Source organism: Actinopolymorpha rutila (assembly GCF_013407855.1).
Taxonomy (GTDB): domain Bacteria; phylum Actinomycetota; class Actinomycetes; order Propionibacteriales; family Actinopolymorphaceae; genus Actinopolymorpha; species Actinopolymorpha rutila.
Genome location: NZ_JACBZH010000001.1, coordinates 906,460 through 920,578 on the forward strand (window position 1 = coordinate 906,460; position 14,119 = coordinate 920,578).

Annotated in this window: 13 protein-coding genes; 9 read left to right on the top strand and 4 right to left on the bottom strand. The window is 72.3% G+C overall.

The features are described from left to right. The first annotated feature begins 191 nt into the window (after positions 1-191). Both purS and purQ read left to right on the top strand, forming a co-directional pair. Positions 192-452 carry a phosphoribosylformylglycinamidine synthase subunit PurS gene (purS, locus tag F4554_RS03975; RefSeq protein WP_179786110.1) on the top strand — a complete coding sequence of 87 codons (261 nt, stop codon included), beginning with the start codon at positions 192-194 and terminating at the stop codon, positions 450-452. A gap of 1 nt (position 453) precedes the next feature. Next, positions 454-1,128: a phosphoribosylformylglycinamidine synthase subunit PurQ gene (gene purQ, locus F4554_RS03980; protein WP_179786111.1), complete on the top strand. Its 675-nt coding sequence runs from the start codon at positions 454-456 to the stop codon at positions 1,126-1,128. Between the two features lie 69 nt (positions 1,129-1,197). Here the strand turns inward: purQ and F4554_RS03985 are convergent, their stop codons facing one another. Together F4554_RS03985 and F4554_RS03990 are read right to left on the bottom strand one after the other, a co-directional pair. Continuing rightward, positions 1,198-1,836, bottom strand: a complete 639-nt coding sequence (locus F4554_RS03985; protein ID WP_179786112.1) for a response regulator — start codon at positions 1,834-1,836, stop codon at positions 1,198-1,200. Beyond that, complete coding sequence (locus F4554_RS03990) at positions 1,824-3,104, bottom strand: sensor histidine kinase (RefSeq protein ID WP_202889140.1); 1,281 nt, start codon at positions 3,102-3,104, stop codon at positions 1,824-1,826. Before F4554_RS03990 ends, F4554_RS03985 begins: the two co-directional genes overlap by 13 nt. A gap of 294 nt (positions 3,105-3,398) precedes the next feature. Here F4554_RS03990 and purL point away from each other — a divergent pair, with 294 nt between their 5' ends. Continuing rightward, positions 3,399-5,699 (top strand): phosphoribosylformylglycinamidine synthase subunit PurL, encoded by a 2,301-nt coding sequence (purL, locus tag F4554_RS03995; protein ID WP_179786113.1) that lies wholly within the window; start codon positions 3,399-3,401, stop codon positions 5,697-5,699. Between the two features lie 67 nt (positions 5,700-5,766). On the opposite strand, the gene F4554_RS04000 is transcribed toward purL, so the two are convergent. Continuing rightward, on the bottom strand, positions 5,767-6,156 hold the full coding sequence (locus tag F4554_RS04000; protein ID WP_179786114.1) for a hypothetical protein: 390 nt from the start codon (positions 6,154-6,156) through the stop codon (positions 5,767-5,769). Positions 6,157-6,433: 277 nt separating this feature from the next. Here F4554_RS04000 and F4554_RS04005 point away from each other — a divergent pair, with 277 nt between their 5' ends. Next, positions 6,434-7,603 carry a glycoside hydrolase family 27 protein gene (locus F4554_RS04005; RefSeq protein WP_179786115.1) on the top strand — a complete coding sequence of 390 codons (1,170 nt, stop codon included), beginning with the start codon at positions 6,434-6,436 and terminating at the stop codon, positions 7,601-7,603. A gap of 21 nt (positions 7,604-7,624) precedes the next feature. On the opposite strand, the gene F4554_RS04010 is transcribed toward F4554_RS04005, so the two are convergent. Further along, positions 7,625-8,047, bottom strand: coding sequence for a hypothetical protein (locus F4554_RS04010; protein WP_179786116.1), 423 nt, complete (start codon positions 8,045-8,047; stop codon positions 7,625-7,627). Between the two features lie 530 nt (positions 8,048-8,577). Here F4554_RS04010 and lon point away from each other — a divergent pair. The 5 genes from lon to F4554_RS04035 all read left to right on the top strand — a co-directional run bounded on the left by lon (position 8,578) and on the right by F4554_RS04035 (position 14,046). After that, positions 8,578-10,974 (top strand): endopeptidase La, encoded by a 2,397-nt coding sequence (gene lon, locus F4554_RS04015; protein ID WP_179786117.1) that lies wholly within the window; start codon positions 8,578-8,580, stop codon positions 10,972-10,974. 391 nt (positions 10,975-11,365) lie between these two features. Beyond that, on the top strand, positions 11,366-11,683 hold the full coding sequence (locus F4554_RS04020; RefSeq protein ID WP_179786118.1) for an ArsR/SmtB family transcription factor: 318 nt from the start codon (positions 11,366-11,368) through the stop codon (positions 11,681-11,683). Further along, positions 11,680-12,204 carry an SRPBCC domain-containing protein gene (locus tag F4554_RS04025; protein WP_179786119.1) on the top strand — a complete coding sequence of 175 codons (525 nt, stop codon included), beginning with the start codon at positions 11,680-11,682 and terminating at the stop codon, positions 12,202-12,204. Before F4554_RS04020 ends, F4554_RS04025 begins: the two co-directional genes overlap by 4 nt. A gap of 32 nt (positions 12,205-12,236) precedes the next feature. After that, on the top strand, positions 12,237-12,656 hold the full coding sequence (locus F4554_RS04030) for a VOC family protein (protein WP_337795863.1): 420 nt from the start codon (positions 12,237-12,239) through the stop codon (positions 12,654-12,656). 181 nt (positions 12,657-12,837) lie between these two features. Continuing rightward, positions 12,838-14,046 carry an alpha/beta hydrolase family protein gene (locus F4554_RS04035; protein ID WP_179786121.1) on the top strand — a complete coding sequence of 403 codons (1,209 nt, stop codon included), beginning with the start codon at positions 12,838-12,840 and terminating at the stop codon, positions 14,044-14,046. The last annotated feature ends 73 nt before the right edge of the window (positions 14,047-14,119 follow it).

Sequence of the window (14,119 nt, forward strand, 5' to 3'; positions counted from 1 at the left end):
GTCGGCTCGGCCGATCTCGGACCATTGGGATCGTTCGGTCCTGCCGACATGTACGCGCCCCCTCGTACCGTTCACCTACCGGAGCGGGCACTCTATTGCGTGTTCGGGACACTCGCCACGAGGCGGAAGCGGCCCGGATGCCGCCGCTCGCTAGGCTTGGCCGCAGTTGTCGCGTCCAGGAGAGGGGCACCGTGGCCAGGGTCGTCGTCGATGTCATGCCGAAACAGGCCATTCTCGACCCGCAGGGCCGTGCGGTCGCCGGTGCGCTGGAGCGGCTCGGGTTCGGCGGCATCGCGGACGTCCGCCAGGGCAAGCGGTTCGAGCTCGAGGTCGACGGCGAGCTGACCGAGGAGCGCCTCGCCGAGCTGCGCCGGGCCGCGGAGACGCTGCTCGCCAACACCGTGATCGAGGACTTCACGGTCCGGGTCGAGCACGTCACCACACAGGCCTGACATGCGCATCGGAGTGGTGACCTTCCCCGGTTCGCTCGACGACCGGGATGCCGCCCGCGCGGTGCGGATCGCCGGCGGTGAGCCCGTCGCGCTGTGGCACGGCGACGCCGACCTGGCCGGTGTGGACGCGGTGGTGCTGCCCGGCGGTTTCTCGTACGGCGACTATCTGCGGTGTGGAGCGATCGCGCGGTTCGCGCCGATCATGGGCCCGATCATCGAGGCGGCCGAGAAGGGCCTGCCGGTGCTCGGCATCTGCAACGGCTTCCAGATCCTGTGCGAGTCGCACCTGCTGCCGGGCGCGCTGGTCCGCAACGACCGGCGCAAGTTCGTCTGCCGCGACCAGCGGCTGCGCGTGGACAACGCCGAGACCGCCTGGACCTCCGCCTACACAGCCGGGCAGGAGATCGTCGTACCGCTGAAGAACGGCGAGGGCGGGTACGTCGCCGACGAGGACACCCTCGACCGGCTGGAGGGCGAGGGACGGGTGGTCGTCCGCTACCTCGACGACAACCCGAACGGCTCCTACCGCGACATCGCGGGCATCACCAACGCCGCCGGCAACGTCGTCGGCCTGATGCCGCACCCCGAACACGCGGTGGAGACGCTGTGCGGGCCGACCAGCGACGGGCTCGGCTTCTTCGCCTCGGTGCTGGGCCGCTTGGCCGCCGCCCGCTGACCCGGGCACCGGCTGTCAACCCTCCACCTGCGGGTGTCAACCCGCGCCTGACACCGGACTTCGGACCAGTCAGCGGCGCAGGTACGCCAGCACCGCCTGGACCCGGCGGTGTCCGGTGTCGTCGGGGTGCAGGTCGAGCTTGACGAAGATGTTGCCGACGTGCTTGTGCACCGCGCGCTCGGTGACCACGAGGCGCCGCGCGATGGCCGCGTTGCCGTGCCCCTCGGCCATCAGGGCGAGCACCTCGCGTTCCCGCGGGGTGAGCGCGTCGACCGGGTCGTGCCGGCGGGTCAGCAACTGTCGTACGACCTCGGGGTCCATCGCGGTGCCGCCGGCGGCCACCCGGCGCAGACTGTCGAGGAACTCCTCCACCCGGGCCACCCGGTCCTTCAGCAGGTAGCCGACGCCACCGCGCCCGTCGGAGAGAAGCTCACCGGCGTAGGTCTCCTCGACGTACTGCGAGAAGACCAGGACCGGAAGGCCGGGGTGTTCCTTCCGCGCGCGCAGGGCGGCGTGGATGCCCTCGTCCCGGTACGCCGGCGGCAGGCGTACGTCGACGATGCACACGTCCGGCGCGTGCTCGGCGACCGCGGCGAGGAACCCCGGCGAGTCGGCGGCCCGTGCCGCGACCTCGAACCCCGCGCTGGCCAGCACCAGCGTGAGGCCCTCGGCCAGCAGGACGTTGTCCTCGGCGATCACGACCCGCACGGCAACTCCACCAGCACGCTGGACGGCCCGCCGACGGGACTGTCCACCCGCACCACACCGTCGAGCGCGTCGACCCGGCGCCGGATCCCGGCCACTCCGGTGCCGAGGGCCTCGTCGATGCCGCCCAGCCCGTCGTCGGCCACCTCCACGACCAGCCGGTCGGCGCTGCGGGCGACCCGCACGTCCGCCCGGGTCGCCGCGCTGTGCTTGGCGACGTTGGTGAGCGACTCGGCGACCACGAAGTAGGCCGCCGCCTCCACCGGCGCCGGCACCCGGCCGAGGTCACCGACGTCCATCGTTGTGGGAACCGGGCAGCGGGCACCGAGTGCGGCCAGCGCGCCGTCGAGGCCCCGGTCGGCCAGGATCGGTGGGTACATCGTGCGGATCACGTCCCGAAGTTCCTGCATCGCCTCCTCGGCTCCGCCGCGCGCCTCGCGGATGAGCTTCGCGGTCAACTCCGGCTGGTCGGCCCCGAGTTGCTCGGCCACCCCGAGCCGCATGGCGATGGAGACCAGCCGGGCCTGGGTGCCGTCGTGCAGGTCGCGCTCGATCCGGCGGAGTTCGGCGTCGTGTGCGTCCAGGGCGCCGGCCCGGGTCTGGGTGAGGACGTCCACCCGGTTCGCCAACCGCGCCGCCTCGACCTCGGCGACCGAGGGAGCGAGTACGCGCATCGTGCGCCGCGCCTCCCACCTCGCGAGTGCGGGTGCGACCCACCACAGCACGGCGACGACCAGCACGAGCTGGGTGGCGCTGCCCGTGACGGCGTACCACGTACTCGGTGCCGGGTTGTCGAAGAGGAAGGTCGTCCCGGGGATCGCTGACCCCCCGATGAACTGCACCAGGGTGCCCGGGACGCCGATCACGGCGACCACCCCGACGAGGCCGCCCGCCGTGCCGACGAGGGCATGCACGCACAGTCCCCGCAGTGCCCGCCTGGTGGCGGGGTCCGCGAGCATCCGGCGGAGGCGAGCCACTGCTCCGGGCGCGGGCTCCTCGCGGCCGGAACCGTCCGGATCGGGTTCGGGCAGTGTCGGGAGGTCCACTCCGAGCAGCGCGGCCGCCCGCCGAGCCTCCCAGTCCGCCCACCGGCGTACGACGTCCAGGGCGGAGGGGAACAGCACCAGGCCGAGTCCGCCGACCGCGACGGTCACCGCGCTCACCACCACCAGCCCGATGCCGACCATCGCCGCCATGCCGGTGGCCAGGGAGACGAGGAGGTACGTCCCCGCGCGGGCGCCCCGCACGGTCCGGTCGCGCATCCCACTCATCGGCTGCTCCTTCGTCGTGAAGACCGTCGCGCCGGGCCCGGGTGGGCCGGCTGACCTCAAGTCTTCTTTCTCGGTGGGGCCGGCACAGTGGTGCGAGCTACACCTTAGGGGCGGGTGCGGAGGCCACCGCCGGGGCGACGGGCCGGGCTGTGCCGGTCTGTCCGGGGCTGCCGGACCGGCCGGGTGGCCGCGCTCGGTACCGTTGGGCCTGTCGTGCCCGCCTCGCCGCCGGTGCCCAGCCGCCGACCGCAGCGAGGACGCGGACGAGTACACAGCGGACAGGAGAGCGCCCCGGTGACCGTCGACACCGTGAAGCAGGCCGGGGACAACCCGGACGCCCCCCAGCCCTACGCCGAGCTCGGCCTGAAGGACGACGAGTACGCCCGGATCCGGGACATCCTCGGCCGCCGGCCCACCAGCTGCGAGCTGGCGATGTACTCCGTGATGTGGAGCGAGCACTGCTCCTACAAGTCCTCCAAGGTGCACCTGCGCAAGTTCGGTGAGCTGCCCACGGAGACACACCGGGGCAAACTGCTCGCGGGCATCGGCGAGCAGGCCGGGGTGGTCGACGTCGGCGAGGGGTACGCCGTCACGTTCAAGATCGAGTCCCACAACCACCCGAGCTACGTCGAGCCGTACCAGGGTGCGGCCACCGGCGTCGGCGGAATCGTTCGCGACATCCTGGCGATGGGTGCCCGCCCGGTCGCGGTGATGGACTCGCTGCGGTTCGGCCCGGCCGCGGCGCCCGACACCCACCGGGTGCTGCCCGGCGTGGTGGCCGGGGTGGGTGGCTACGGCAACTGCCTCGGCCTGCCCAACGTCGGCGGCGAGGTCGTCTTCGACCCGTCGTACGCCGGAAACCCGCTGGTCAACGCGCTGTGCGTGGGCGTGCTCCGGCACGAGGACCTGCACCTGGCCAAGGCGGCCGGCGTCGGCAACCAGGTGATCCTCTACGGCGCCAAGACCGGCGGCGACGGCATCGGCGGGGTGTCGGTGCTGGCCAGCGAGACCTTCGACGCGTCCACCGGCGAGGGTGGCGGCGGACCGGCGAAGCGGCCCGCGGTCCAGGTCGGCGACCCGTTCATGGAGAAGCTGCTGATCGAGTGCACGCTGGAGCTGTTCGCGGCGGGCATCGTGGTCGGCATCCAGGACCTCGGCGGCGCGGGCCTGTCCTGTGCGACGTCGGAGCTGGCCTCGGCCGGCGAGGGCGGCATGCACGTCTGGCTGGACCGGGTACCGCTGCGCGACTCCTCCCTGGCGCCGGAGGAGATCCTGATGAGCGAGTCGCAGGAACGCATGATGGCGGTGGTGGCGCCTGCGGACGTCGAGCGGTTCCTGCAGATCTGCGCCAGGTGGGACGTCCCGGCGACGGTGGTCGGCGAGGTCGACGACTCCGGCCGGCTCACCGTGGACTGGCACGGCCAGACGGTGGTCGACGTACCGCCGCGTACGGTCGCCCACGAAGGCCCGGTCTACCAGCGCCCGTACGCCCGGCCGGACCGGCAGGACGCGCTCCAGGCCGACGTACCCGACCACCTGCCCCGGCCCTCGTCCGGCACGGAGCTGCGGGAGACGCTGCTCGCCCTCGTCGGGTCGGCCAACCTCGCCGACCGGTCCTGGGTCACCGACCAGTACGACCGCTACGTCCTCGGCAACACCGTGCAGTCCCAGCCCGACGACGCCGGCATGATCCGGGTGGCCGACGACACCACCCTCGGCGTGGCCGCCGCGACCGACTGCAACGGACGCTTCGTGCAGCTCGACCCGTACGCCGGGACCCAGCTCGCCCTGGCCGAGGCCTACCGCAACGTCGCCGTCTCCGGCGCCCGCCCGCTCGCGGTGACCAACTGCCTCAACTTCGGCTCGCCGGAGGACCCCGCGGTGATGTGGCAGTTCGAGCGGGCCACCCAGGGCCTGGCCGACGGCTGCCGCGAACTTGGCCTGCCGGTGACCGGCGGCAACGTGAGCTTCTACAACCAGACCGGCCGGCAGCCGATCCTGCCCACCCCGGTGGTCGGCGTGCTCGGCGTCACCGACGACGTGACCCGCGCGATCCCGCAGGGCTGGCGCACTCCGGGCTCGGCGCTGTACCTCCTCGGCACCACCGCGGCGGAGTTCGGCGGCTCCGAATGGGCGCACGTGGTGCACGGACACCTCGGCGGACTGCCGCCGAAGGTCGACCTGGCCGCCGAGCGCCGGCTGGCGCAGGTGCTGGCCGAGGCCGGCGACGCGGGCCTGGTGCTGGCCGCGCACGACCTGTCCGACGGCGGGCTCGCCCAGGCGCTGGTCGAGGGCAGCCTGCGGGCCGGGTTCGGTGCGCGGGTCAGCCTGCCGGCCGATGTCGAGCCGTTCGTCGCGTTGTTCGGCGAGTCCGGTGCGCGGGCCGTGGTGAGCGTGGGTGCGGATCAGGAGGCGGAGTTCGGGCGGCTGTGCGAACGGATCGGCGTACCCGCCACCCGGATCGGCACGGTCGGCACCGACGGCACCGACGGCGAGGACGCGGCGCTGGTGGTCGAGGGAGCGTTCGAGGTGCCGCTGGCGGAGCTGCGGGCCACCTGGACGGCGACCCTGCCGGGGTTGTACGAGGAGTCCTGAGCGCGCGGCCGATGGGGGTGCCCGCCCGCCGGGGGGCACTCCGGCGGGCCGGCAGTTAGTCCGGCAGTCAGTCCGGCAGCGGTGCGAACAGCCAGCTGGACAGCAGGTAGAGCAGGAACAGGATCAGCAGCACCGCGGGCAGTGCCTGCACCAGCCCGGGCCACCTGCGCGCACCCAGCTGCCGGATCACCCACACCACGGCCCAGCTGAGCAGGAGCACGACGACCGCGGCCGGGATCACGATCAGCAGCGAGATGGTGAACGTCCATCCGCCCGCGCGCACCAGGTCGACGCCCGGCACGGAGAAGAAGCCGAAGGCGACCAGTCCGAGCGCCGCCAGCAGCACGATGCCGACCAGCACCGCGGCCCAGTGGTAGCCCTTCTTGCTCTTCGGCGGCGGCGGGCCGAGTGGGCGCAGCGTCGAGTGGCCGCTGCCCAGCCTGGAATCGTGCGTCATCGGGTCTCAATCCCCCTCAAAGGTCTGGGTCGATGGTAGCCGCGCCACTCCCTGATGTGTCATCCCGTTAACGACTGCCCCCGTTGACTGCCCTGATGACTGCCCGGTGGCTGCCGCCTGGCGACCGTGCCCGGGGAGGGCGTGGGAAGGGACGTGGCCGGTTCGGGCCGCCGGGCTGGCCCCTGGAGCTTCCGACCGCTGACGATGCGGAGGCCGGTACGCCCGTACGGGTACGCCCGCCTGTTCGCCGTACGTCCTCATCTCGGGAGTCGACGCCATGTCCGACCAGCAGCCCGCCACCGACTCCGGCTCCGATCGCGCCGTCGGATCCGGCCTCGACCACCGTCTGGACCTGTCTCTCGCCCCGACCCCGCCGATGGGCTGGAACAACTGGAACACCACCAACGACCGGCCGGAGTTCAACGAGGAGATGGTGCTGGCCACGGCCGACTTCTTCGTTTCCTCCGGGCTGCGCGACGCGGGCTACGTCTACATCAACCTGGACGACTGCTGGGCGCTGCCCGAACGAGACCGGCACGGCGACCTGGTGCCGGATCCGGCGCGGTTCCCGCACGGCATCGCCGCGGTCGCCGAGTACGTCCACTCCAAGGGGCTGAAGTTCGGCATCTACACCAGCGCGGGTTCGCACACGTGCAGCCCGATCGGCTTCCCGGGCGCCCTCGACCACGAGGAACAGGACGCGCTGCTGTTCGCGTCGTACGGCGTCGACTACCTGAAGTACGACAACTGCCACAACGAGGGCCGCGACGCGGTGCAGCGCTACACGCGGATGCGGGACGCGCTGCACGCCACCGGCCGCCCGATCGTCTACAGCATCTGCGAGTGGGGCCAGAACTCCCCGTGGACCTGGGCCCGGGGCGTCGGCCACCTGTGGCGTACGACCGGTGACATCGAGGACACCTGGGCGAGCATGCTGGCGATCGCCAAGCAGAACCTGACGCTCGCGGAGTACGCCGGCCCAGGCCACTGGAACGACCCGGACATGCTCGAGGTGGGCAACGGCGGGATGAGTGACGTGGAGTACCGCAGCCACTTCAGTCTGTGGGCCGTCATGGCGGCGCCGCTGCTGATCGGCTCGGACCTGAGGACTGCGACGCCGCAGACGATGGAGATCCTGCTGAACACCGAGGTGATCGCCCTCGACCAGGACCCGCTGGGGGTGCAGGGCGCGCCGGTGCGGTCCGAGGGCGGGCTGCACGTGCTGGCCAAGCCGCTGGCCGACGGCGGCCGAGGGGTGGCGTTGTTCAACGAGACCGACGAGGCAGCCCGGATCGTCACGACCGTGACGGAGGTCGGCCTACCGGCCGCGGACGGCTACCAGGTGCGCGACCTGTGGGCGCACACGACGGAGAAGTGCGGCGGGACGATCGAGGCGGAGGTCCCCGCACACGGGACGGCGTTGTACCGGGTCGCGGCCGCGGACTGAGCGTGGGCCCGCCGGGCCGGCTCAGATCAGGGGGTACGCGCGGTACAGGGCGACCACGGCGACCGCGATCAACACCAGCGCGGCGCCCAGCGCGCCCTGTGCGGAGCCGGACCAGCTCCTGGCCGGTCCCCGGCGCAGCAGCAGGACCACCAGCCAGGCGACGCCGGTGGCCAGCGCGGCGAACGGCGCGGAGATGAAGGTGAGCAGGACCGCACCCTCCCGGCGGGTGAGGGTGCAGCCGAACCCGATCCCCTCGCACTGCCCGGTGGGCAGGCTGTTGTGTGGCCAGCTCCAGGCCAGCAGGGCGAGGATCGCCACGAGGTAGGGAACGAGCACGAACGCCGTGCACCACTGCAGGCCGCGGCTCGCGACGGGTCGGCGTTCGGTCTTCACGTGGTCAGCTTCGGCGGCGGGGGCGTCCGGAGCATCCGCGCGGATACTCATCCGCCATGAGTATCCGGCGGATTTTGCGATCGCTCGGACCGTCCGGACCCGCCTGGAACTGCCCGGGCCACGCCGGGAGTCTGCGGGTGAGGTGGGGAGATCGGGGGAGATACCCGCGGCGGGAGGGGCCGGGACGGGGCCCCTCCCGCGGGGTTTGCTGTGCGGCCGATCGGGTGGGGGCCCCTGGCCGCCGCAGCGGATACGCGCGGGCCGTCGGGGGGACGGGAGGGATACGGCCGTCGCGCTGCGGTCACCGATCTGTTTCACACGGTAACCGATATGTACGACGTTAGTCGCTTGGCGGCCTGCCCGGACCTGGTCCCGGAAACTCTGTGGACAACTTTTCCCCGTACTTCCGGAATTCCGGCTCGGAATGCCGATCTGGAATGCCCAGCTGGAACGTCCACCCGGGGATGCCGGCCCGGAATGCCCGCCCGGCCGGGTGGCGTTGCGGCCGGTGAGGGCGAGCGTCACCCGAAGAATCTTCCGCAACCGGGAATGCATGTAAGCGTGTAATCAGTTGACTGGGCATGACCACGCTCACGCTTCCGTTGCTGTTCCTCGACGACACGGTCCTGCTGCCTGGCATGGTCGTGCCGGTCGAGCTCGACAGTGAACGCCGCAGCGCCGTCGACGCGGCCCGACTGGCCGCCCAGAACGGCACAGCCGGTGCAGATCAGGGCACCGGTATCCAGACCGACCCGGCTCCCCGGGTCCTCGTCGTACCCCGCCTCGAAGGCAGGTACGGCGCTGTCGGTGCGGTCGCCGAGATCGCCCAGATCGGCCGGCTCCCCAGCGGTGAGCCGGCTGTCGTACTCCGTGCCGTGTCGCGCGCCCAGGTCGGCGTCGGCGTCAACGGTCCCGGCGCGGCCCTGTGGGTCGAGGCCGAGCCGATGACCGTGCCGCCGGCCGACGAGCGCACCCGCGAGCTGGCCCGGGAGTACAAGTCCGTCCTCGTCTCGATCCTCACCGAGCGCGGCAGCTGGCAGGTCGTCGACACCGTGCAGCGGATGAACGACCCGAGCGAGCTGGCCGACGCGGCCGGGTACGCGTCCTGGCTGGAGAGCGACCGCAAGGTCGCGCTGCTGGAGACGGCGGACACCGCCCGGCGGCTGACGCTGCTGCTGGAGTGGGCCCGGGCGCACCTGGCCGAGCTGGAGGTCGCGGAGAAGATCCGCGAGGACGTCCGCGACACGATGGACAAGACCCAGCGTGAGTACCTCCTGCGCCAGCAGCTGGCCGCGATCCGCAAGGAACTGGGCGACGACCCCGAGGGCGCCGACGACTACCGCTCCCGGGTGGAGCGCGCCGACCTCCCGGAGAAGGTCCGCGAGGCCGCGCTGCGCGAGGTCGACAAGCTCGAACGCACCTCCGACCAGTCGCCGGAGACGGGGTGGATCCGCACCTGGCTGGACACCGTCCTGGACCTGCCGTGGAACGTCCGGACGACCGACGCCACCGACATCGCCGCGGCGCGCGCCGTGCTGGACGCCGACCACGCCGGCCTGTCCGACGTGAAGGACCGGATCGTGGAGTACCTCGCGGTCCGCGGCCGGCGTGCCAACCGGGGTCTGCAGGCGGTCGGCGGCCGTGGTTCGGGCGCGGTGCTCGCGCTCGTCGGCCCGCCCGGCGTCGGCAAGACGTCGCTGGGTGAGTCCGTGGCCCGGGCGCTGGACCGGAAGTTCGTCCGGGTCGCGCTGGGCGGCGTCCGTGACGAGGCCGAGATCCGCGGCCACCGGCGTACGTACGTCGGTGCGATGGCCGGCCGGATCGTCCGGGCCATCAAGGAAGCCGGCTCGATGAACCCCGTGGTCCTCCTCGACGAGGTGGACAAGGTGGGGTCGGACTTCCGCGGCGACCCCGCGGCCGCCCTGCTCGAGGTGCTCGACCCGGCGCAGAACCACACGTTCCGCGACCACTACCTCGAGGTGGAGCTCGACCTGTCCGACGTGCTCTTCCTGGCCACCGCCAACGTCGCCGACACCATCCCGCCGGCGCTGCTGGACCGGATGGAGCTGGTCGCGCTCGACGGCTACACCGAGGACGAGAAGGTCGCCATCGCCCGCGACCACCTGCTGCCCCAGGCGCTCGACCGGGCCGCGCTGTCGGCCGACGACGTGCGCGTGGCCGAGGACGCGATCCGTACGGTCGCGGCCGACTACACGCGCGAGGCGGGCGTCCGTACGCTCGACCGCGCCCTGGCGAAGGTGCTGCGGAAGGTCGCCACTGCGCTGGCCACCGGCAAGGCCACCGCGCCGGTGGAGGTCGGTGCCGCCGACGTGCGCACGTACCTCGGCCGGGCGAGGTTCCAGCCGGAGTCGGCGCGCGACGGCTCGACGCCGGGTGTGGCTACCGGGCTGGCGGTCACCGGCGCGGGCGGCGACGTGTTGTACGTCGAGGCCGCGACCATGGCCGGTGAGCCCGGGCTCAACCTCACCGGGCAGCTCGGCGACGTGATGAAGGAGTCCGCCCAGATCGCGGTGTCGTACCTCCGGGCGCACGGCGGCGAGCTCGGCGTACCCGTCGACGCGCTGACCGGCGGCCGGGTGCACGTGCACGTTCCCGCGGGCGCCGTACCCAAGGACGGGCCCTCGGCCGGGGTCACCATGACCACCGCGCTGGCGTCGCTGCTGTCCGGGCGGCCGGTCCGGCCCGAGGTGGGGATGACCGGCGAGGTCTCCCTCACCGGACGGGTGCTGCCGATCGGCGGGGTCAAGCAGAAGCTGCTGGCCGCGCACCGGGCCGGGCTCACCGAGGTGATCCTGCCGCGACGCAACGAACCCGACCTCGACGACGTACCCGAGGCGGTGCTGGCGGACCTGACCGTCCGGCTCGCCGACGATGTGTCGGAGGTGGTGCGCTGGGCGCTCGCGGACAGCGGCGCCGCCGGCAGTGACGCCGACGGGGCGGCCGTCCGCGCGGCCTGACGTTCGAGTGGAGAACTCGAGGCAGGAGAAGACGAACGGGAAGCGGAGCGCCGTTGTCCAGGGCGGGCCACGAGGTGGTCGAAGATCGGGCCCGCCCCGGACCGGCCACCGGTGAACCCGCGCGCCAGGGGGCGACCAACAACGGCGTCGGCGGGGACCGGCGGTTCGGGACGGTCCTGGTGATGCCGCTGGTGCGTCTGCTGCCTTCGCGGCGTTGATTAGAGAATGATCGACCGCCGGGCGAAGTGGATCAGTGCGCGTACTCAGCTTCGGTGCTCCGGCACTCAGCGGCTGCCTGAGTTCTCCCGCCCGCCGCGCCGCTGTGGCCCTTCTGGATGCCCGCGTCGAATGTACCCTTGCGGTTACGTATCCGATTGGGTACGTTCCCCTCATGGATGCGGTGTTGCAGGCATTGGCCGACCAGAGCCGCCGCACGGTACTCGAGATTCTGCGGGATCATCCGGCGACGGCGGGCGAGCTGGCCGAGGCACTGCCTATTGCGCGGCCCGGCGTGTCTCGGCACCTGCGCGTTCTGCGTGAAGCCGGGCTGGTCGACGTACGCCAGGAGGCGCAGCGGCGGATCTACAGCCTGCGAGCGGAGGCGCTCGTCGAGGTGGACGAGTGGCTGGAGGGATACCGCGCGCTGTGGCGGAACCGGCTCGATGCGCTGCACACGGAGATCGCACGAGGGAAGAAGGCGCGGAAGTGAAGATCATCGGGACGATGCGAGCACTCGACGAGACCCGTGGGATGGTGCGCGTCGAGGACGTGTACGACACCCACATCGACGACCTGTGGAAGGCGTGCACCACGCCCGAGCGGCTGGCGCGGTGGGTCGCCGAGGTCTCCGGCGACCTGCGTGAGGGTGGGACCGTGCAGGCCGTCATGACCAGTACGTGGAACGGCCCGCTGCGGATCGAGCTGTGCGACGCCCCACACCACCTGCTGCTGACCTCGGAGCCCGGGACGGACGACGAGAGCCAGATCGAGGCGTGGCTCACCGCCGAGGGGGCGGGCACCCGGTTGGTGGTCGAGGAGCGCGGCCTGCCGGTCAACTCGCTCCACTTCTACGGAGCCGGCTGGCAGGCCCACCTGCAGGACCTCGGACGCTCACTTGCGAGCGACGGCTCCGCACACCTCGGCGGATGGTCGGAGCGGACGCCGGCCTCGGCCTGGCACGAGCGCTGGACCGAACTCACCCCTGCCTACGAACAGACGCCGGTCGGCTGATGTGCGACAGCATCAGACTGAACGGGACGACGGTGAACGCACCCGACGCCCTCGCCCTTGCGGAGTTCTACGCCGAGATCACCAACGGCGTCGCCAGGGGTGACTCGCACTGGGCGACGGTCACCGGCCCGAACGGTTTCATCGCCTTCCAGCGGGTCGAGGACTTCCGGCCGCCGGTGTGGCCGGGAAACGACGTACCGATGCAGATGCATCTCGACTTCCTCGTCGACGACCTCGAGGCGACCGAAGCCCGGGTCCTCGCCGCCGGGGCCATGCTGCTCGAGTTCCAGCCCAATTCCGATCACTGCTTCGTGTACGCCGACCCGGCCGGGCATCCGTTCTGTCTGTCGACCTGGGACGGCCGGGAGCTTGCCGAAGGCTGGCGGCAGCCACGTCGGCTGAACGCCCGGATGACAGGAACTGCTCGTCCGGTCGTCCGGTCGTCCGGGTAGTCCGGGTAGTCCGGGCAGCCCGGGTAGTCCGGTTGATGGGGACTCGGGCGTGGCGTCTCACCGCAAGGTAGGGGTGGGGAACGACCTACGGACGACGCCCGGGCCGGTGTCGGCGACTTACGGTCGAAGGGCCGGGACGACAGCCGAGCACTGATCCGGAGCGGCCGATGGGCACCGTGGAATGAACGTCGTAGGGCGGGCGACGGCGGCCGCGGCCTCGCTGACCGTGCTGGTCGTGCTGGCTGTGCTGGCCGCCGACGCGGTGCTGGTCTTCCCGGCGAGCGCCCAGGCGGCCCGCCGCTCCGCCCCGCCGCCGGATGCGGGCCTGGCCCTTCCGGCACCCACCGGCAGGTCCCTGGTCGGCGCGACGACGCTGGACCTGCTCGACCGCCGGCGCGCGGATCCGTGGCGGCCGGCCGTACGCCGCGAACTCATGGTCACCCTCTGGTATCCGGCCGGCGCGCGAACCCGCCGCCTGCTGGCGTACACCACTCCGGAGGTCTCCGCCGGCGTCCTGGGGAGCATGGGCGTGGCCCGCTCGTCCTGGCCGGGAGTGCTGAGCGCGGTCCGTACCCACTCCTACGTCGACGCCCCGCCGGCGGGGTCGCCGGGAAGGCGCCCACTCGTCCTGCTCTCGCCCGGCTTCGGCATGCCGCGGTCCTCGCTGACCGCGCTGGGGGAGGACCTCGCCAGCCGGGGGTACGTCGTGGCCGGTGTCGACCACACCTACGAGGCGGCCGGGGTGCAGTTCCCCGACGGCCGGTTCGCCGGTTGCGTGCCGTGCTCGTCCACCGATCCCGAGCGCTTCGGCAAGGTGATCCGCGGCCGGCGGGAGGACCTGTCGTTCGTCCTCGACCGGCTCACCGGTGCCCACCCGGCATGGTCCGGCGCCGGGATCATCGACAGTTCGCGGGTCGGCATGGCCGGCCACTCCATCGGCGGCGCGGCCGCCCTGGCCACCCTGCAGACGGACCGGCGGGTGCGGGCCGGACTGGACCTGGACGGCACCCTGCTGCCGCCGCGGCACGAGGTGCGCAGACCCTTCCTGCTGGTCGGCAGCGACGTGCACGGCATGCCCGGAACCGACGGCAGCTGGGAAGCCTCCTGGGCGGAGCTGACCGGCTGGAAGAAGTGGCTGCGGCTGGCCGGTGCGGGCCACCTGACGTTCACCGACTGGGGTCTGCTCGCCGAGGGGCTCGGCGTGCGCCGTCAGCTTCCGCCCGACAGCGCCGCGGAGCAGTACGGCACGATCGGCTCCGCCCGTGGCCTGCGGATCACCCGGGCCTACGTCGCGGCGTTCTTCGACGCGAAGCTGCGGGGCGAGCGGGCACCACTGCTGACCGGGCCGTCGCGGGCGTACCCGGAGATCTCGTTCAAGGTGCCCCGCTGATGACCTGCCCGGTGACGGTGCCCCGATGGAATTGGTCCGGTTCGCCCCGCCCGCAGCCGGTCCGCCCGCCCCA

Coding starts and splice junctions, on each gene's coding strand:
- purQ (WP_179786111.1), top strand. CDS start 454: ATGCGCATCGGAGTGGTGACCTTCCCCGGTTCGCTCGACGACCGGGAT.
- F4554_RS03990 (WP_202889140.1), bottom strand. CDS start 3,104: ATGAGTGGGATGCGCGACCGGACCGTGCGGGGCGCCCGCGCGGGGACG.
- F4554_RS04000 (WP_179786114.1), bottom strand. CDS start 6,156: ATGACGCACGATTCCAGGCTGGGCAGCGGCCACTCGACGCTGCGCCCA.
- F4554_RS04005 (WP_179786115.1), top strand. CDS start 6,434: ATGTCCGACCAGCAGCCCGCCACCGACTCCGGCTCCGATCGCGCCGTC.
- F4554_RS04010 (WP_179786116.1), bottom strand. CDS start 8,047: ATGAGTATCCGCGCGGATGCTCCGGACGCCCCCGCCGCCGAAGCTGAC.
- lon (WP_179786117.1), top strand. CDS start 8,578: ATGACCACGCTCACGCTTCCGTTGCTGTTCCTCGACGACACGGTCCTG.
- F4554_RS04020 (WP_179786118.1), top strand. CDS start 11,366: ATGGATGCGGTGTTGCAGGCATTGGCCGACCAGAGCCGCCGCACGGTA.
- F4554_RS04035 (WP_179786121.1), top strand. CDS start 12,838: ATGAACGTCGTAGGGCGGGCGACGGCGGCCGCGGCCTCGCTGACCGTG.